Here is a 17172-nt window from a genome sequence, read left to right on the forward strand (position 1 = left end):
CTCCCGCCGCTTGCGATGTCCGTACGCGATATGAGGTGACCGTCCGATATGCGGCTCGTTAGCCCGTACGAGGTCCGCACACAAGGAGGGGACTCATGGGGGCCAGCGTGTACTCGAGGGAACGTCTCGGCACCGCCGTGGCGGAGTCGAGGGGGTGGGCGGACCTGATGCGTCGACTCGGCGTCGCGGAGAGCGGCGGACGACGGCGGACGCTGCAGGCGAAGGTCGCCGAGTACGGCATCGACACAAGCCACTTCGAGCAGCGCAGCCCCTGGCGCAAGTACACGGACAGCGCCATCGCCGAAGCAGTCGCCACCTCGACGACGCTGCGCGAAGTCGTACGGAAGCTCGGGGTGCCGCCAGCGACCGGAACCCTCTCGCACATCCGGCGCCGTATCAAGGCGGCAGGAATCGACGTCAGCCACTTTCCCGGGCTGAACCGCTCAGCCACGGTCCTGCCGTTCACCACGGACGAGCTCCGAATGGCCGCGGCTTCGACGCGCAGCGTCAGGGAAATGGCCCGCCTGTTGGGCGTAGGCGATGACAGCCGGTCCCGGGCCGCGCTCAGACACATGCTCGACAAGCAAGGCATCGACATCTCTCACTTCACCTACAGGCGCACCGATGTACCCGAGGACCGTCTGCGGACGGCGGTGGTCGAGTCCACCAGCTTCGCCGATGTGATGCGCGCCCTCGGACTCCCGGTGAGCGACCAGAATCACCGGCGGGTGAGGCGGTGGGTGACCGGGCTCGACCTCGACACCTCTCACTTCAAGCGACGGACCTGGGGCGCAGTCCGGACCAAAGCTCCGAGGAGCATCGCGGACACGGTCTTCCGGGTACGCCCCGCGGGATCCTCGCGCGAGAACCGCGACCGGCTCCATCGGGCCCTCACCGAGGTGGGCGTCCCCTACCGCTGCGTCGAGTGCGGGAACAGGGGCGAGTGGCGGGGTGGACGCATCACCCTGCAGATCGACCACATCAACGGCGACTGGCTCGACAACCGCCGGGAGAACCTCCGCTACCTTTGCCCCAACTGCCATGCGATCACCGCCACCTGGTGTCGTGGCGGCACCCGGTACGATGGCAGGCAATTGAGCGGCGGTGGTGCAATGGCGACACAGCAGACTTAGGATCTGTGGCCCTTGATCGGGCTTGAGGGTTCGAATCCCTTCCGCCGCACATATACGGCCTGCGCATCGAAGGATCGATGCGCAGGCCGTTCCGTTGCGAGGCGTCAGCCCAGCAGCTCGCGCACCACCGGTACCAGCGCCCTGAAGGCCTTGCCCCGGTGGCTGATCGCGTTCTTCTGGTCCGGGGTCAGCTGTGCGCAGGTCACCTCGTAGCCCTGCGGCTGGAGGATCGGGTCGTAGCCGAAGCCGTTGGTGCCGATGGGCTCGTGGCGGAGGGTGCCCGGCATGCGGCCCTCGACCACCCGCTCCGTGCCGTCCGGCAACGCGAGCGCCGCGGCGCAGGCGAAGTGGGCGGCGCGGTGGGGGTCGGCGATGTCGGAGAGCTGGGCCAGGAGCAGGTCGAGGTTGGCCTTGTCGTCGCCGTGGGTGCCGGCCCAGCGGGCGGAGAAGATGCCGGGGGCGCCGTTCAGGACGTCGACGCACAGGCCCGAGTCGTCGGCGATGGCGGGCAGGCCGGTGGCCTGGGCGAGGGCGTGGGCCTTGAGGAGGGCGTTCTCCGCGAAGGTGACGCCGGTTTCCTTGACGTCGGGGATCTCGGGGTACGCGTCCGCGCCGACGAGCTCGTGGTCGAGGCCTGCGTCGGCGAGGATCGCGTGGAGTTCGGTGATCTTGCCCGCGTTGCGGGTGGCGAGGATCAGACGGGTCATGACCCGATTATCCGGCCCCCGCCGGACCGCCTGGGACGTCCTAACCCGGGGTGCAGACCTTGGCGACCTCGCCGGCCGCGTCCGTGATCGGCTTGATGTCGGGGGTCGTGTCGCCGTTCTTGACCGCCGTGCGGACGGTGTCGACGCCCTTGTTGAGGTCGTCCACCGCCTTGGACAGGTCCGCGTTGTCCGTCGTGTTCTTGAGGTTGCCCAGTTCGGTGTCGATGCTGTTCAGGGCCTCCTCGATCTGCGTCGGGTCGTTGGAGGCGCTGGAGACGGCCTGCGAGAGCTTGTCGACCGAGGTCGCGATCGCGTCGGCGGTCTTGACGCAGTCCATGGCCTTGTCGAGCGCCCCGCAGCCGACCAGGCCGGTGACTGCGACGGCGGCCGTGGCGACGGCGAGTGCTATGGAGCGGCGGCGCTTCACGAGTCGGGTCCTCCCCCTACGTACGTTCGGATCTGGACGGCGCGCACGGCGTGGAACCGTGCGCCCGTATGCACAGGGACGCCCAGGGGCGTCAGAGAGTTCCTTCGAGGGCCTTGCGCTGGATTTCCGCGAGTTCCGCGCAGCCGCCGGAGGCCAGGTCGAGGAGGGCGTTGAGCTCCTTGCGGTCGAAGGGCTCGGCCTCGGCGGTGCCCTGGACCTCGACGAAGCGTCCGTCGCCGGTGCAGACGACGTTCATGTCGGTGTCGGCGCGGACGTCCTCCTCGTAGCAGAGGTCGAGGAGGGGGGTGCCGTCGACGATGCCGACGGAGACGGCGGAGACGGTGCCGGTGAGGGGCTTGCGGCCGGCCTTGACCAGCTTCTTGCCCTGGGCCCAGGCGACCGCGTCGGCGAGGGCCACGTACGCGCCGGTGATGGCGGCGGTGCGGGTGCCGCCGTCGGCCTGGAGGACGTCGCAGTCGAGGACGATGGTGTTCTCGCCGAGCGCCTTGTAGTCGATGACGGCGCGCAGGGAGCGGCCGATGAGGCGGGAGATCTCGTGGGTGCGGCCGCCGATCTTGCCGCGGACGGATTCGCGGTCGCCGCGGGTGTTGGTGGAGCGGGGCAGCATGGAGTACTCGCCGGTGACCCAGCCCTCGCCGCTGCCCTTGCGCCAGCGCGGTACGCCTTCGGTGACGGAGGCGGTGCAGAAGACCTTGGTGTCGCCGAAGGAGATGAGGACGGAGCCCTCGGCGTGCTTGCTCCATCCGCGTTCGATGGTGACGGGGCGGAGCTGTTCGGGGGTACGGCCGTCGATACGAGACATGTCTTGAGCGTAGCCGTACGACGAAGGGGCCCGTTCCCCTGCCGGAACGGGCCCCTGCGGACGCGGGTCAGCTGCTCGCGTCGGGTCTTCCACTCACATCATGTCTTCGATGTCGGCGGCGATCGGGTCGGCGTCGGTGCCGATGACGACCTGGATGGCGGTGCCCATCTTGACGACGCCGTGGGCGCCGGCGGCCTTGAGGGCGGCCTCGTCGACCTTGGACGGGTCCACGACCTCGGTGCGGAGGCGGGTGATGCAGCCCTCGACCTCTTCGATGTTGTCGATCCCGCCGAGCCCGGCGACGATCTTCTCAGCCTTGCTGGCCATGTGTTCTCCCTGTCCGTCCTGTTAAAAGAACGTGAGTCTCGCGCACCGATGGTCCGCTTTGTCACGGTAACCCACGGTTGGCCCAACCTCGCGAGCGCATGCGGCCGTTCTGCCGAATGATGACGATCACCGGCGGCCTGCCCTCGGCGACCACCGGGAGCCTATCGCAACTGGTCTACACCAGTGTGCAACGTCAGCAGGGCTCGGCTGGTTCCGGGTCAGGGAGGACGCCGATGAGTACGGACAGCCCGGCCGCCGTGCCGAAGAAGTCGATGTGGGGCGGGCTCTTCCAGGGGCTGCAGAAGATGGGGCGCAGCCTCCAGCTCCCCATCGCCGTCCTGCCGGCGGCAGGCATCATCAACCGGCTCGGTCAACCCGACGTCTTCGGCGCCGACGGGCTCGGCTGGGACAACGTCGCCAAGGTGATGGCGGGCGCCGGCGGCGCCCTGCTCGACGGCAACCTGGGACTGCCCCTGCTGTTCTGCATCGGTGTCGCGATCGGCATGGCGAAGAAGGCGGACGGCTCGACGGCGCTGGCGGCCACGGTCGGCTTCCTCGTCTACTACAACGTGCTGCGCCAGTTCCCCAAGGACTGCCCCAAGGGCACGGTGGACATCAACGGCGGCTGCCTGGCGCCCGAGCAGGTCTTCAGCGGGTACACGTACCAGAATCCGGGCGTCTTCGGCGGCATCGTCATCGGTCTGCTCTCGGCCTGGTTCTGGCAGCGCTACCACCGCAAGAAGCTCGTCGACTGGCTGGGCTTCTTCAACGGCCGCCGGCTCGTGCCGATCATCATGACGTTCGTGGCGATCGCCTTCGCGGCCCTGTGCGTGTGGATCTGGCCGCCGATCGGCGACGCCCTGGAGAACTTCAGCGACTGGCTGGTGGGTCTGGGTGCGTGGGGTTCGGGCATCTTCGGCGTCGCCAACCGCGCGCTGCTGGTGATCGGCCTGCACCAGTTCCTGAACGTGCCCATCTGGTTCCAGTTCGGCACGTACGAGAAGCCGGACGGCACGACGGTCCACGGCGACATCCCCATGTTCCTGGCCGGCGATCCGAACGCCGGCCAGTTCCTGACGGGCTTCTTCCCGATCATGATGTTCGCCCTCCCGGCGGCGGCGCTCGCGATCACCCACTGTGCGAAGCCGCATCGGCGCAAGGCCGTCGGCGGCATGATGCTCTCGGTGGCGCTGACCTCGTTCGTCACCGGCATCACCGAGCCGATCGAGTACTCGTTCCTCTTCATCGCTCCGGCTCTCTACGCGATCCACGCCGTGCTCACGGGTGTGTCGATGGCGGTGACCTGGGCGTTCGGCGTGAAGGACGGCTTCAGCTTCTCGGCCGGCCTGATCGACTACGTCATCAACTGGAACCTGGCGACCAAGCCCTGGTTGATCATCCCGATCGGCCTGGGCTTCGCGATCGTCTACTACGCGATCTTCCGGTTCGCGATCATCAAGTTCAACCTCCCCACCCCGGGCCGCGAACCGGACGAGCTGGGCGAGGAGATGGAGCGCGACGTCACCAAGGCGTGACCTGGCCGGCCCCGACCCGCCGATGACCTTGGAATCCTGACTTCCGCGGGGCTTTCGACCCCTCGGCCAGACCCGGAAAGGCCCTCGGACCTCATGGTCCGGGGGCCCTTCGTCACGCCGTGCCGGGCTTTCGCCGAGCGCACGGAATTCGCAGGTTCCTTATCTAAGTCACACGTGCTACAACTGGTCTACACCACACATTGGTGTAGACCACGCGGTCCAGACCACCGCGTTCCACGAGACGCCGCCGTCGCCCCCTTTCACTGTCCTCTGGCGGCGCCTTGCCCTACTGGAGGAAGTTGATGAGTACGGCCACCGCCCAGGCCGCCGCTCCCGCGAAGAAGCGCGGATCCGGCCTGTTCCAGGGCCTGCAGAAGGTCGGTCGCAGCCTGCAGCTGCCGATCGCCGTGCTGCCGGCCGCGGGTATCTTGCTCCGTCTCGGCCAGCCCGACGTCTTCGGCGCCGACGGCCTCGGGTGGGGCAAGGTCGCCTCGGTCTTCGCCACCGCAGGCGGCGCAGTCTTCGACAACCTGCCGATGCTGTTCTGCATCGGCGTCGCCATCGGCTTCGCCAAGAAGGCCGACGGCTCCACCGCCCTCGCCGCCCTGGTCGGCTTCCTGGTCTACAGCAACGTGCTGAAGGCCTTCCCGGTCACCGACGCCGTCGTCAACACCACCGCCAACAAGGGCGTCGACGTCGCCGCGACGTACAACAACCCGGGTGTCCTCGGCGGCATCCTCATGGGTCTGATCGCCGCCGTGCTGTGGCAGAAGTACCACCGCACCAAGCTCGTCGACTGGCTCGGCTTCTTCAACGGCCGCCGTCTCGTCCCGATCATCATGGCCTTCGTCGGCACCCTCGTCGGTGTCGTCTTCGGCCTGGTCTGGGAGCCGATCGGCAACGGCATCTCCAACTTCGGCGAGTGGATGACCGGCCTCGGCGCCGGCGGCGCGGGCCTCTTCGGCCTGATCAACCGTGCACTGATCCCGGTCGGCATGCACCAGTTCGTCAACACCGTCTCGTGGTTCCAGATCGGCGACTTCACCAACGCCGCCGGCGAGGTCGTCCACGGCGACCTCAACCGCTTCTTCGCCGGTGACGGCAGCGCCGGACTCTTCATGTCGGGCTTCTTCCCGATCATGATGTTCGGTCTGCCCGCCGCCGCCCTGGCCATCGCGCACTCGGCCCGCCCCGAGCGCCGCAAGGCCGTCATGGGCATGATGATCTCGCTGGCCCTGACCTCCTTCGTCACCGGTGTCACGGAGCCGATCGAGTTCTCCTTCATGTTCATCGCGCCGGTCCTGTACGCGATCCACGCGATCCTGACCGCCGTCTCGATGGCCGTCACCTGGGCGCTCGGTGTCCACGCCGGCTTCACCTTCTCGGCCGGACTCATCGACTACCTGCTGAACTGGAACCTCGCGACCAAGCCCTGGCTGATCATCCCGATCGGTCTGGTCTTCGCGGCGATCTACTACGTGGTCTTCCGCTTCGCGATCACCAAGTTCAACCTCCCCACCCCGGGCCGCGAGTCCGACGAGGAGATCGAGGAACTCACCAAGGCGTGAGCCTCACGGCAGTACCCGAAGGGCCCCGGAACCAGACGGTTCCGGGGCCCTTCCCGCATGCTCAGATCTCGTACACCGCGCCCGCGTACGCCAGCTCCGACGGCCCCGTGTACGTCTCCCGTGCGTCCGCCAGGTTGATCCCGCCGTCCGTCCACGGCGGGATGTGGGTCAGGACCAGCCGGCCGACCCCCGCCCGGGTGGCGTGGGCGCCGGCCTCGCGGCCGTTGAGGTGGAGGGCCGGGATGTCCTCCTTGCCGTGGGTGAAGGAGGCCTCGCACAGGAACAGGTCCGCGCCCGCGGCCAGCTCCTCCAGGGCGTCGCACACCCCGGTGTCGCCCGAGTAGGTGAGCACCTTGCCGTCGTGTTCGACACGGATGCCGTACGCCTCCACCGGATGCTGGACCCGCTCCGTGCGGACGGAGAACGGGCCGATCTCGAAGGAGCCCGACTTCAGTGTGCGGAAGTCGAAGACCTCGCCCATCGCGGTCGGCGAAGGAGTGTCCGCGTACGCCGTGGTCAGCCGCTGCTCGGCGCCCTCCGGCGCGTAGACGGGGATCGCGGGGCAGCGGCCTCCGTCATGGCGGTAGTAGCGGGCGACGAAATAGCCGCACATGTCGATGCAGTGGTCGGCGTGCAGATGGCTGAGGAAGATCGCGTCGAGGTCGTACAGACCGATGTGTCGCTGCAGCTCGCCCAGGGCGCCGTTGCCCATGTCGAGGAGCAGCCGGAAGCCGTCGGCCTCTACGAGGTAGCTCGAGCAGGCCGAGTCCGCGGACGGGAACGACCCGGAGCAGCCGACGACGGTGAGCTTCATGGAGCGTGAACCTCCGTGGACGGGTGCGGAAAGCGCGCTGAGAGGGGAGGTCGTGCGGTCTGTCGAGCGTAAGGCGCGTCGCGGCCCGTCGCTCCTCCGTGGCGGCCCGTTGTGGGCGAACTCACGGGCTCTGTCACCGGTTCGGATGGATGGCGGGGCGCGGCGGCGCTGTGGCGGGCGCGACGGTACGGTCTTGAGGTATGGACACGTCGTGGTGGCCCGCACTCGTCGCGGTCGTGGTGATCGCGCTGGTGGTGGCGGTCGCCGACGGATGGCGGCGCTCGGGTCGCCGCCCTGCGGGCCGGACGCGCCCGCCCGCCCGGCCGGCGCCGCGCGGGAGGGCGCCGGAGCGGCTGCCGCGGCCGGGTGAGATCTGGTGGGCGGATGTTCCGTACGAGGACGGTCCGGGCTCGAAGGACCGGCCGTGTCTCGTCCTCGTGCTGCGCGGCGACAACGTGCTGGTCGCCAAGATCACCAGCAAGTACCACGACGAGCGGCCCGGGGTGATCGCGCTGCCGCCGGGTTCGGTGGGCGACGCGCACGGGCGGCCGAGCTTCCTGGAGACGGACGAGCTGCGGGACGTGCCGGTGTGGGAGTTCCGCCGGAGAGTGGGAATGGCGGACCCGGTGGTCTGGGACCAGGTCCGCCATCTGGCGCGGTAGTGGGGCTCACCGAGAAGCGGGCTACGCCCAGAGCTGGTCGCGCATGGTCGCGATGGCCTCTTCCGTCGTGGCGGCCGTGTAGACGCCGGTCGACAGGTACTTCCAGCCGCCGTCCGCGACGATGAAGACGATGTCGGCGCTCTCGCCCGCCTTGACCGCCTTCCTTCCGACGCCGATGGCCGCGTGCAGGGCCGCGCCGGTGGAGACGCCCGCGAAGATGCCCTCCTGCTGGAGGAGTTCACGGGTACGGGTGACCGCGTCCGCGGAGCCGACCGAGAAGCGGGTGGTGAGCACGGAGGCGTCGTACAGCTCGGGAACGAAGCCCTCGTCGAGGTTGCGCAGGCCGTAGACCAGGTCGTCGTAGCGGGGCTCCGCGGCGACGATCTTGATGTCGGGCTTGTGTTCGCGCAGGTAGCGGCCGACGCCCATGAGGGTGCCGGTGGTGCCGAGGCCGGCCACGAAGTGGGTGACGGAGGGCAGGTCGGCGAGGATCTCGGGGCCGGTGGTGGCGTAGTGGGCGCCCGCGTTGTCCGGGTTGCCGTACTGGTAGAGCATCACCCAGGACGGGTTCTCGGCGGCGAGCTCCTTGGCGACGCGGACGGCCGTGTTGGAGCCGCCGGCCGCGGGGGACGAGATGATCTCGGCGCCCCACATGGCGAGCAGCTGGCGGCGCTCCTCGCTGGTGTTCTCCGGCATGACGCACACGATGCGGTAGCCCTTGAGCTTGGCCGCCATGGCGAGCGAGATGCCGGTGTTGCCGCTGGTGGGCTCCAGGATGGTGCAGCCGGGGGTGAGCCGGCCGTCCTTCTCGGCCTGTTCGATCATGTGGAGCGCGGGGCGGTCCTTGACCGAGCCGGTGGGGTTGCGGTCCTCCAGCTTGGCCCAGATGCGGACGTCGTCCGAGGGGGACAGCCGCGGCAGCCGGACCAGGGGTGTGTTGCCGACCGCCGCCAGCGGGGAGTCGTAGCGCATGTGGATCAGACCATGCCACCCGCGACCGCGGGCAGGATCGTGACGTTGTCGCCGTCGGTGAGCTTGGTGTCGATGCCGTCGAGGAAGCGGACGTCCTCGTCGTTCAGGTAGACGTTGACGAAGCGGCGGAGCTTGTCGCCGTCGACGATGCGGGCCTCGATCCCGGCGTGGCGGGACTCCAGGTCGGCGAAGAGCGCGGCGAGGGTGTCACCGCTGCCCTCGACGGCCTTGGCGCCGTCGGTGTAGGTGCGGAGGATGGTCGGGATGCGGACCTCGATGGCCATGACGTGGGCTCCTGTCGGAAGGGGCGAGACGAGGGTGGTGGCGTGGTGGGCGCGCGCGTGGGGCCCCCGCGCCGCGGGGGGTCGTACGGGTGGTGCGGGTGCGCTCGGGCCGTGGCCGGTGGTTCAGAGCGCGGCGCGCGGCGGACACATCGCGCTCGCGAGGCGGCACAGGTCGACGTGCAGCCGCGCCACGAGCAGGGGTGTGCCCGGCGTCTCTTCGCTCACGTCGTGGGAAACCATGCGGTCATCGTATCGATTCCCGGTCCGGGTTCCGGAATGTGATCTCACATGGCGGACAGATTGTGTTCGGCTGCCGGACTGGCCAGATAGACGACGAGCGGGGTTCCGGTCCGCGGATGCGCGATGACCTCGGCTTCCACCCCGTAGACGGTGGCGAGCAGGGCCGGCGTGAGGACCTCGGCCGGCGGCCCCTCGGCGACGACCCGGCCGTCCTTGAGGACGTAGAGCCGGTCGCAGTAGGCCCCCGCGAGGGTCAGGTCGTGCAGGGCGAGGAGGTTGGTGGTGCCCAAGTGGCGTACGAGGGAGAGGATCTCCAGCTGGTAGCGGATGTCCAGGTGGTTGGTGGGCTCGTCGAGGACGAGCAGCGCCGGGTCCTGGACGAGCGCCCGGGCGACGAGCGCGCGCTGGCGCTCGCCGCCGGAGAGGCCGGGGTACGGGCGGTCGGCGAGGTCCTGGATGCCGACCCGGGCCAGCGCCCGGTCGGCCCGTGCCCGGTCCTGTCCGGTGTCGCCCTCCCAGAAGCGCTTGTGCGGTGAGCGGCCGAGGGCGACCAGTTCGCGGACGGTCAGCTCGAACTCGGCGGCGCTGTCCTGCGGCACGGTCGCGACCCGGCGGGCCCGGGCCCGCGGCCCGAGCGCGTGCAGGTCGTCGCCGTCGAGGAGGGCGCGGCCGGACGTGGCGGTGAGGGTGCCGTAGACGCAGCGCAGCAGGGTGGTCTTGCCGCTGCCGTTGGGTCCGACGAGGCCGACGGTCTCGCCCGGGCGGGCGACGAGGTCGATCTCCCGCAGCCGTCCCTCGTACGAGAGGGATTCGACCCGCAGCTCGGTCACAGGGTGGCTCCTTCGGGGCGGCGGCGCATCAGCCAGAGGAAGAAGGGGCCGCCGGTCAGCGCGGTGAGGACGCCGACCGGGAGGTCCTGGGGCGCGGCGACCGTGCGGGCGGCCAGGTCGGCGAGGACGAGGGCGAGCGCCCCGCCGAGCGCACAGACCGGCAGCAGCCGGCGGTGCGGGGCGCCGACGGCCAGGCGGGCGGCGTGCGGGACCATCAGGCCGATGAAGCCGACGGCTCCGCTGGCCGCGACCATGACGGCGGTGACCAGCGAGGCGAGGACGAAGACGGCGGCGCGGAAGCGGGCCGTGTCCAGGCCGAGGACGGTGGCGCCCTCCTCGCCGACGAGCAGCAGGTCGAGCGGGCGGGCGAGGGTGAGCAGGGCGCCGATGCCGAGGGCGAGGACGGCGGCGGGCAGGGCCAGGCTGTCCCAGCGGGCGCTGCCGAGCCCGCCGAGGGACCAGAACAGCGCCTCCTGGAACTGCTCGGGCCGGCCGGCGACGACGAGGAGCAGGGTGGTCAGGGCGGACAGGATGTACGAGACGGCCACCCCGGCGAGGACGAGCCGGGCGCCGGTCATGGTGCCGCCGCGCCGGGCCAGGGCATAGACGAGGACGAGCGCGAGCAGGGCGCCGGCGAAGGCCCCGGCGGGCAGCGCGACGGTGGTGGTGGCTCCGCCGAGGACCCCGCCGAACACCCCGGTGCCGAGGACGATCACGGCCACCGCGCCCGCCGACGCCCCTGAGGAGATGCCGAGCAGGAAGGGGTCGGCGAGCCTGTTGCGGACCAGGGCCTGCAGGACGGCGCCGACGACGGCGAGCCCGGCCCCGACGACCGCCCCGAGCAGGACCCGGGGCAGCCGGACGTCGAGCACGATGGTCCGGTACGGCGAGGGCCCGGCCTGCCCGGTCAGGGCGTCGAGCACCTGGCCGGGCGGGATGCGGACGGAGCCGAGGGCGAGCGAGGCGAGGACGGCCAGGGCGAGCGCCACGAGCAGTCCGGAGACGACGGACGCGTGGCGGACCCGGGTCATCGGGCGGCGGGGTGGAGCTGGGCCGCCAGCTTCCCGATGGCGCCGGGGGCCCGTACGCCGAGCACCGCGTCGGAGAGCGGGAGCACGGCGAAGCGGCGGTTCTTGATCGCGGGGACCTCGCGCAGGGCGGGGTCGTCGAGGAGCCGCTGCTTCTTCTGGGCGACGGTGGTGGAGCCGTAGTCGTAGATGAGGACGACCTCGGGCTTGCGGGCGACGACCTGCTCCCAGGTGGCGTCGCCGAAGGTCTTGTCGAGGTCGGCGAAGACGTTGCGGCCGCCGGCGCGGGTGATGAGCTCGTTGCCGATGCCCTTGCCGCCGGCCGTGAACGCGGTCTTGTCGCCACTGTCGTAGACGAAGACGGACACGGGCGCGGCGCCGCGCAGCCGCTGCTCGGTGGCGGCGACGCCGGCGCGGGCCTCGCGGGCCCACTTCTCCGCCCGGCCGGCGACGCCGAAGGTGCGGCCGACCTCGCCGACCTCGCGGTAGAGGTCGTCGAGGGAGGAGGCGCCGGAGGGGCAGTACTCCGTGTTGAGGCGGGAGTCGATGCCCGAGCGCTTCAGGTCGTCGCGGCCGCGGCCGGCCTTGGCGTCGAAGGCGCTGGCGTAACCCCCGTACACGAAGTCGGGGTCGGCGGCGAGGAGCGCCTCCTTGGAGGGGTACTCCTTGGCGAGGACGGGGACGGTGTCGTACGCCTTCTTGTACGCGGGGAGGATCGCGTCGTCCAGGTAGGCGGTGCCCACCAGGGACTTCTCCAGGCCGAGGGCGAGCATCACCTCGGTGACGTGCTGGTTCATGGTCACCGCGCGCTTCGGCGGGGCCTGGTAGGTGGTCTTCACACCGCAGTTGGTGACGGTGTACGGGAAGCCGGGTGCGGCCTTCGCGGTGGGCTCGGCGGCCGGTGCCGAGCAGGCGGCGAGCAGGGGTACGAGAAGGGCGGCGGACAGCAGCGGGCGGCGCCGGGACATGACGGAACGTGCCTCCTGACGGGGATTTCCACGTCCCCGATCGGTGGTGAGAGGCGGCAGGTCAGTTCCTGGCTCCCGCCCCCGAGGGGGCGGTCACAGTGGCGGGACCGCGCCGGGTTCGCACCGGCTTCCTGGGTCCTGCCGCCCGTTGGTCCGGGTCAGTCTCTCACTCGGGCTCTCACTCGTACGCCTCGACGATCTTGACCTCTTCCTCCGCCACGACGCCCTCGACGATCGTGTAGGAGCGGAACTGGAAGGGCCCGGCGCCGTCGGTGTCGGCGGTGGAGACGAGGACGTAGTGGGCCTGCGGCTCGTTGGCGTACGAGATGTCCGTACGGGACGGGTAGGCCTCGGTCGCGGTGTGCGAGTGGTAGATGACCACGGGCTCCTCGTCCCGGTCGTCCATCTCGCGGTAGAGCTTGAGGAGGTCCGCGGAGTCGAACTCGTAGAACGTGGGCGAGCGCGCGGCGTTGAGCATGGGGATGAAGCGCTCGGGGCGGCCGGTGCCGACCGGACCCGCGACCACGCCGCAGGCCTCGTCGGGGTGGTCCGCGCGGGAGTGTTCCACGATCCGGTCGTACAGGGCTCGGGTGATGGTCAGCATGCCGACAGGATAAGCAGACGGGCCGCCCCGTACCGATGCGTGGTACGGAACGGCCCGAATGCCGAGACGGTGCAGGTCAGGAGCGCTTCACGAAGGCCGCACCCTCGGGGTTGCGGGCCTTGAGCACCAGGTAGGAGACGCCCAGGATCAGGCCCCACAGCGGCGCGCAGTACAGCGAGACGCGGGCGCCCTCGTCGATGCCCATCATCACGATGACCATGCCGATGAAGAGCAGCGCGAACCAGCTGGTCCAGGGCGCGCCCGGGGCCTTGAAGGTGGACTCGGGCAGCTCGCCGCGGTTGGCCTTGGCGCGGTAGCGGATCTGGCAGACCAGGATCATGATCCAGGCCCACATGCCGGAGATGGTGGCGAAGGAGACCACGTACTCGAAGGCCTTGCCGGGGGCGACGTAGTTGATCCAGACGCCGACCAGCATGAGCGCGGCCGAGAAGGTGGTGCCGAGGAGCGGGGTGCCGTTCTTCGTCAGCCTGGTGAAGGCCTTCGGCCCCTGGCCGTTGAGCGCGAGGTCGCGGAGCATGCGGCCGGTGGAGTACATGCCCGAGTTGCAGGAGGACAGGGCCGCGGTCAGCACGACGAAGTTGACGATGGCGGCGCCGATGCCGAGGCCCATCTTCTCGAAGGCGTGGACGAAGGGGCTGACGCCCGGCTGGAACTCGGACCACGGGACGACCGAGAGGATCATGACGAGCGCGCCGACGTAGAAGACGGCGATGCGCCACGGCACGGTGTTGATGGCCTTGGGCAGGACGGTCTTCGGGTCCTTGGACTCGCCGGCGGTGACGCCGACCAGCTCGACGGCGAGGAACGCGAACATCACGATCTGGAGCGTCATCAGCGTGCTGCCGATGCCGTGCGGGAAGAAGCCGCGGTCGTTCCAGAGGTTGGCGACGGTCGCGGTGTCGGCGGCGTCGGAGAAGCCGATGGTGAGGATGCCGGCGCAGATGAGGATCATGCCGATGATGGCGGTGACCTTGACCATGGAGAACCAGAACTCCAGCTCACCGAAGAGCTTCACGGAGATCAGGTTGGCGCCGTAGAGGACCACGGTGAAGACGAGGGCGGACAGCCACTGAGGGATGTCCCACCAGTACGTCATGTAGGTCGCCGCGGCGGTGACCTCGGTGATGCCGGTGACGACCCAGAAGAGCCAGTACGTCCAGCCGGTCACGAAGCCCGCGAAGGGGCCGATGAACTCCCGGGCGTACTCCGAGAAGGAGCCCGACACGGGGCGGTACATGAGCAGTTCGCCCAGGGCCCGCATGATGAAGAAGATGACCAGACCCGCGATGGCGTACGCGAGGATCAGGCTGGGGCCCGCCTTGGCGATGGCCTTGCCCGCGCCGAGGAAGAGGCCGGTGCCGATGGCGCCGCCGATCGCGATCATCTGGATCTGCCGGGCGCCGAGGCCACGCTGGTAGCCCTCGCCGCCGCCCACGGCCCCGTCGGTGCCGTCGTGCTGCTTGTCGACCTGCACTGAGGTCATGGTGGTGCGCCTTTCTCCATGCTGATCCGCGCACCGGCCGCGCGGGCCGTTCGTGCTGCGGATCAGGTCCTGATCCCCCCGGATGTGGATGGAGTGCCACCGGCGGTCAGCCGGTCAAAGCGCCCCCGAGGACAGGGGTGGCGTCCTCGGGTGGTCGTGAAGATTTATCACGGTGTTCACACTGATCGACGGGGGCGCGTGTGACGGGAACCACACGAAAAGGCAGACAAAAAGGACCCGAGAGAGCAACGGGGGCGGCTGAATAACGTATTCGTTATCCGGATTTGAGCGTCCGCTGAGCGAACGACCCCAGGAGACGGGCCTCCGGCTACGCCATCAGCGTCTCGACGAGCGACTCCTGCAGCGCCCCCAGCCACAGGTAGGCCATCACCATCGGCTTGCGCGGGTCGGAGTCGGGCAGCCGGTACAGCTGCTCGCTCTCGTCGTCGTCCGTGACCTCGAGACGGGTGCCGATGGTCAGCCGCAGGTCGTTGAGCGCGACGAGCCAGGCCCGCGACTGGTCCGGGCTCAGCTCGAGGACCGCCCCGCCCTCGCCGGCCGCGTCCGTGGAGAGCGCGTCGAGGCTGCGGACCACCGTGAGCGCGTCCTCGCGCTTGCGGGCCCGCAGGTCGTTCTCCGTGTAGCGGCGGAAGTCCGCGGCGGCCTGCCGCAGCTCGTCGCTGTCGTCCCCGTACGCGTCGGGGAAGAGCCGGCGCAGCGCCGGGTCGGCGGGCGGTTCACTCGGACCCTCGGCGAAGAGCGCGGCCAGCGGGTCCTCGCCCTCCACGGGCTCGTCGCCCGGGCCGATCAGCTCCATGAGCTGTACGGCGAGCGAGCGGAGGATGGAGATCTCGACCTCGTCGAGGGCGACGGCGGCGCCACCGCCGGGCAGCGGTCCGAAGCGGCCGGCCATCAGCCGCGGTCCTGGGAGAGCGTCGCCCACAGGCCGTAGCCGTGCATCGCCTGCACGTCCCGTTCCATCTCCTCGCGGGTGCCGCTGGAGACCACCGCGCGCCCCTTGTTGTGCACGTCGAGCATCAGCTTGTGCGCCTTGTCCTTGGAGTAACCGAAGTACGCCTGGAAGACGTAGGTCACATAGCTCATCAGGTTGACCGGGTCGTTGTGGACGATGGTCACCCAGGGCACGTCGGGTTCGACGACGGCGGAGACCTCCTCGGCCGATTCGGTCCGTTCGATCTCAATTGGCGCGACGCTCACTTACCCCATGCTGCCACCCGCACCGGCCGGTCGCACAAACGGGTCACCCGCACAGCTCCCCTATTCGTCAGAGTGACGAATACTGCGGTAGCATCCTCCTATGAACGCTGCGGACCTTGGGCTGCCGGTGGACGTTCCGTCGACGGCGCTCTTCACCGACCAGTACGAGCTGACGATGCTCCAGGCGGCCCTCAGGGCCGGCACCGCGGACCGCCGGTCCGTCTTCGAGGTCTTCACCCGCCGGCTGCCCGAGGGGCGGCGGTACGGAGTGGTGGCGGGCGTCGGACGCGTTCTCGACGCCGTCGAGAACTTCCGCTTCGACCCGGGCGTGCTCGGCTTCCTGCGCGAGCACGGGATCGTCGACGAGCCCACCCTCGAGTGGCTCGCGCGCTACCGCTTCTCCGGCGACATCTGGGGCTACCCCGAGGGCGAGGTGTACTTCCCCGGATCGCCGATCCTGCGCGTCGAGGGCTCCTTCGCCGAGTGCGTGCTCCTGGAGACCGTGATCCTTTCGATCCTCAACCACGACTCCGCCATCGCGGCCGCCGCCTCCCGCATGTCGGCCGCGGCGGGCGGCCGGCGGCTCATCGAGATGGGCGCCCGGCGCACCCACGAGCTCGCCGCCGTCGCCTCCTCCCGCGCCGCGTACGTCGGCGGCTTCGACTCCACCTCCGACCTCGCGGCCGGCTTCCGCTACGGCATCCCCACCGTCGGCACGTCCGCCCACGCCTTCACCCTGCTGCACGACAGCGAGCGCGACGCCTTCCGGGCCCAGGTCGACTCGCTGGGCAGCGGCACCACTCTCCTGGTCGACACCTACGACGTGGCCGAGGCCGTCCGTACCGCCGTCGAGGTGGCCGGCACCGGGCTCGGCGCGGTACGGATCGACTCCGGCGACCTGCTGCTGGTCGCCCACCGGGTACGGGCCCAGCTCGACGAGCTCGGCGCCCGGGACACCAAGATCGTGGTGACCTCGGACCTCGACGAGTACGCCATCGCCTCGCTCGCGGCCGCCCCCGTCGACGCGTACGGCGTGGGCACCCAGCTGGTCACCGGCAGCGGGCACCCGACCTGCTCGATGGTCTACAAGCTGGTCGCGCGCGCCTCCTCGGCCGACCCGAAGGCCCCGCTGACCGCGGTCGCCAAGAAGTCGGTGGGCGGCAAGGCCTCCATCGGCGGCCGCAAGTGGGCCGCCCGCCGGACGGACGCCACCGGCGTCGCCGAGGCCGAGGTCATCGGCACCGGTCCCGTGCCGGCCGAGCTCGTCGACCGTCAGCTCCTGGTGGAGCTGGTGAAGGGCGGCGACGTGGTGGCCCGCGAGCCCCTGGAGGCGGCGCGGTCCCGGCACATCGCGGCCCGGGCCGGGCTGCCGATGTCGGCGATCCAGCTGTCCCGCGGGGAGCCGGTGCTGGCGACGGAGTACGCCTGAGCGGCCCCGGGGGCGTACCGATGCGCCTGCAGATGCCCCGAAACGCCACGGAGACGCCCCCTCCCCTCCGGAGGGGGAAGTCTCTAGGCTCGATCCCAG

General features: G+C 70.1%; 20 protein-coding genes, 1 tRNA gene and 1 riboswitch. Of the genes, 6 read left to right on the forward strand and 15 right to left on the reverse strand.

The features are described 5' to 3' along the window. Positions 1-95 precede the first annotated feature (95 nt). A complete protein-coding gene (locus tag ACIGEZ_RS05280) occupies positions 96-1133 on the forward strand; it encodes an HNH endonuclease signature motif containing protein (protein ID WP_399825874.1) in 1038 nt (345 codons plus the stop codon). Further along, positions 1099-1182 (forward strand) — tRNA-Leu (locus ACIGEZ_RS05285). The genes ACIGEZ_RS05280 and ACIGEZ_RS05285 overlap by 35 nt, the downstream gene beginning before the upstream one ends. A gap of 55 nt (positions 1183-1237) precedes the next feature. Here the strand turns inward: ACIGEZ_RS05285 and rdgB are convergent. The 4 genes from rdgB to ACIGEZ_RS05305 form a co-directional block, all read right to left on the reverse strand. Continuing rightward, complete coding sequence (rdgB, locus tag ACIGEZ_RS05290) at positions 1238-1840, reverse strand: RdgB/HAM1 family non-canonical purine NTP pyrophosphatase (protein WP_399825877.1); 603 nt, start codon at positions 1838-1840, stop codon at positions 1238-1240. A gap of 40 nt (positions 1841-1880) precedes the next feature. Further along, positions 1881-2267 carry a hypothetical protein gene (locus ACIGEZ_RS05295; protein WP_399825878.1) on the reverse strand — a complete coding sequence of 129 codons (387 nt, stop codon included), beginning with the start codon at positions 2265-2267 and terminating at the stop codon, positions 1881-1883. A gap of 91 nt (positions 2268-2358) precedes the next feature. After that, positions 2359-3090, reverse strand: a complete 732-nt coding sequence (gene rph, locus ACIGEZ_RS05300; protein WP_399825881.1) for a ribonuclease PH — start codon at positions 3088-3090, stop codon at positions 2359-2361. Between the two features lie 93 nt (positions 3091-3183). Beyond that, on the reverse strand, positions 3184-3417 hold the full coding sequence (locus ACIGEZ_RS05305; protein WP_093660495.1) for a glucose PTS transporter subunit EIIB: 234 nt from the start codon (positions 3415-3417) through the stop codon (positions 3184-3186). Between the two features lie 233 nt (positions 3418-3650). Here ACIGEZ_RS05305 and ACIGEZ_RS05310 point away from each other — a divergent pair, with 233 nt between their 5' ends. After that, positions 3651-4952, forward strand: a complete 1302-nt coding sequence (locus ACIGEZ_RS05310; protein ID WP_399825884.1) for a PTS transporter subunit EIIC — start codon at positions 3651-3653, stop codon at positions 4950-4952. 302 nt (positions 4953-5254) lie between these two features. Continuing rightward, on the forward strand, positions 5255-6520 hold the full coding sequence (locus tag ACIGEZ_RS05315) for a PTS transporter subunit EIIC (protein ID WP_399825886.1): 1266 nt from the start codon (positions 5255-5257) through the stop codon (positions 6518-6520). A 61-nt stretch (positions 6521-6581) separates the two neighbouring features. On the opposite strand, the gene ACIGEZ_RS05320 is transcribed toward ACIGEZ_RS05315, so the two are convergent. Further along, positions 6582-7334, reverse strand: a complete 753-nt coding sequence (locus ACIGEZ_RS05320; protein ID WP_399825888.1) for an MBL fold metallo-hydrolase — start codon at positions 7332-7334, stop codon at positions 6582-6584. A gap of 200 nt (positions 7335-7534) precedes the next feature. Here ACIGEZ_RS05320 and ACIGEZ_RS05325 point away from each other — a divergent pair, with 200 nt between their 5' ends. Continuing rightward, the gene (locus tag ACIGEZ_RS05325; protein WP_399825890.1) at positions 7535-7996 is read left to right on the forward strand and encodes a type II toxin-antitoxin system PemK/MazF family toxin; all 462 of its coding nucleotides are present in this window, start codon (positions 7535-7537) and stop codon (positions 7994-7996) included. Positions 7997-8017: 21 nt separating this feature from the next. On the opposite strand, the gene ACIGEZ_RS05330 is transcribed toward ACIGEZ_RS05325, so the two are convergent. The 10 genes from ACIGEZ_RS05330 to clpS all read right to left on the reverse strand — a co-directional run bounded on the left by ACIGEZ_RS05330 (position 8018) and on the right by clpS (position 15644). Next, positions 8018-8968 (reverse strand): PLP-dependent cysteine synthase family protein, encoded by a 951-nt coding sequence (locus ACIGEZ_RS05330; protein ID WP_399825893.1) that lies wholly within the window; start codon positions 8966-8968, stop codon positions 8018-8020. A 5-nt stretch (positions 8969-8973) separates the two neighbouring features. Next, on the reverse strand, positions 8974-9252 hold the full coding sequence (locus ACIGEZ_RS05335; RefSeq protein ID WP_399825896.1) for a MoaD/ThiS family protein: 279 nt from the start codon (positions 9250-9252) through the stop codon (positions 8974-8976). 123 nt (positions 9253-9375) lie between these two features. After that, positions 9376-9492 carry a putative leader peptide gene (locus tag ACIGEZ_RS05340; protein WP_365756632.1) on the reverse strand — a complete coding sequence of 39 codons (117 nt, stop codon included), beginning with the start codon at positions 9490-9492 and terminating at the stop codon, positions 9376-9378. A 44-nt stretch (positions 9493-9536) separates the two neighbouring features. Continuing rightward, positions 9537-10322, reverse strand: a complete 786-nt coding sequence (locus tag ACIGEZ_RS05345) for an ABC transporter ATP-binding protein (protein ID WP_399825899.1) — start codon at positions 10320-10322, stop codon at positions 9537-9539. Next, a complete protein-coding gene (locus ACIGEZ_RS05350) occupies positions 10319-11353 on the reverse strand; it encodes a FecCD family ABC transporter permease (protein ID WP_399825902.1) in 1035 nt (344 codons plus the stop codon). Before ACIGEZ_RS05350 ends, ACIGEZ_RS05345 begins: the two co-directional genes overlap by 4 nt. Then, positions 11350-12318 (reverse strand): ABC transporter substrate-binding protein, encoded by a 969-nt coding sequence (locus tag ACIGEZ_RS05355; RefSeq protein ID WP_399825904.1) that lies wholly within the window; start codon positions 12316-12318, stop codon positions 11350-11352. The genes ACIGEZ_RS05350 and ACIGEZ_RS05355 overlap by 4 nt, the downstream gene beginning before the upstream one ends. 62 nt (positions 12319-12380) lie before the next feature. Next, a riboswitch (cobalamin riboswitch) is annotated at positions 12381-12452 on the reverse strand. Positions 12453-12496: 44 nt separating this feature from the next. Continuing rightward, on the reverse strand, positions 12497-12922 hold the full coding sequence (locus ACIGEZ_RS05360; protein WP_399825907.1) for a Mov34/MPN/PAD-1 family protein: 426 nt from the start codon (positions 12920-12922) through the stop codon (positions 12497-12499). 76 nt (positions 12923-12998) lie between these two features. Continuing rightward, positions 12999-14426, reverse strand: coding sequence for an amino acid permease (locus tag ACIGEZ_RS05365; RefSeq protein ID WP_399825910.1), 1428 nt, complete (start codon positions 14424-14426; stop codon positions 12999-13001). A gap of 328 nt (positions 14427-14754) precedes the next feature. Next, a complete protein-coding gene (locus ACIGEZ_RS05370; protein ID WP_399825912.1) occupies positions 14755-15339 on the reverse strand; it encodes a DUF2017 domain-containing protein in 585 nt (194 codons plus the stop codon). Further along, the gene (clpS, locus tag ACIGEZ_RS05375) at positions 15339-15644 is read right to left on the reverse strand and encodes an ATP-dependent Clp protease adapter ClpS (RefSeq protein ID WP_128981538.1); all 306 of its coding nucleotides are present in this window, start codon (positions 15642-15644) and stop codon (positions 15339-15341) included. Before clpS ends, ACIGEZ_RS05370 begins: the two co-directional genes overlap by 1 nt. A 100-nt stretch (positions 15645-15744) precedes the next feature. Here clpS and ACIGEZ_RS05380 point away from each other — a divergent pair, with 100 nt between their 5' ends. After that, positions 15745-17073, forward strand: coding sequence for a nicotinate phosphoribosyltransferase (locus ACIGEZ_RS05380; RefSeq protein ID WP_399825915.1), 1329 nt, complete (start codon positions 15745-15747; stop codon positions 17071-17073). Positions 17074-17172 lie beyond the last annotated feature (99 nt).

Source organism: Streptomyces sp. NPDC085481 (assembly GCF_044541845.1).
GTDB lineage: Bacteria > Actinomycetota > Actinomycetes > Streptomycetales > Streptomycetaceae > Streptomyces.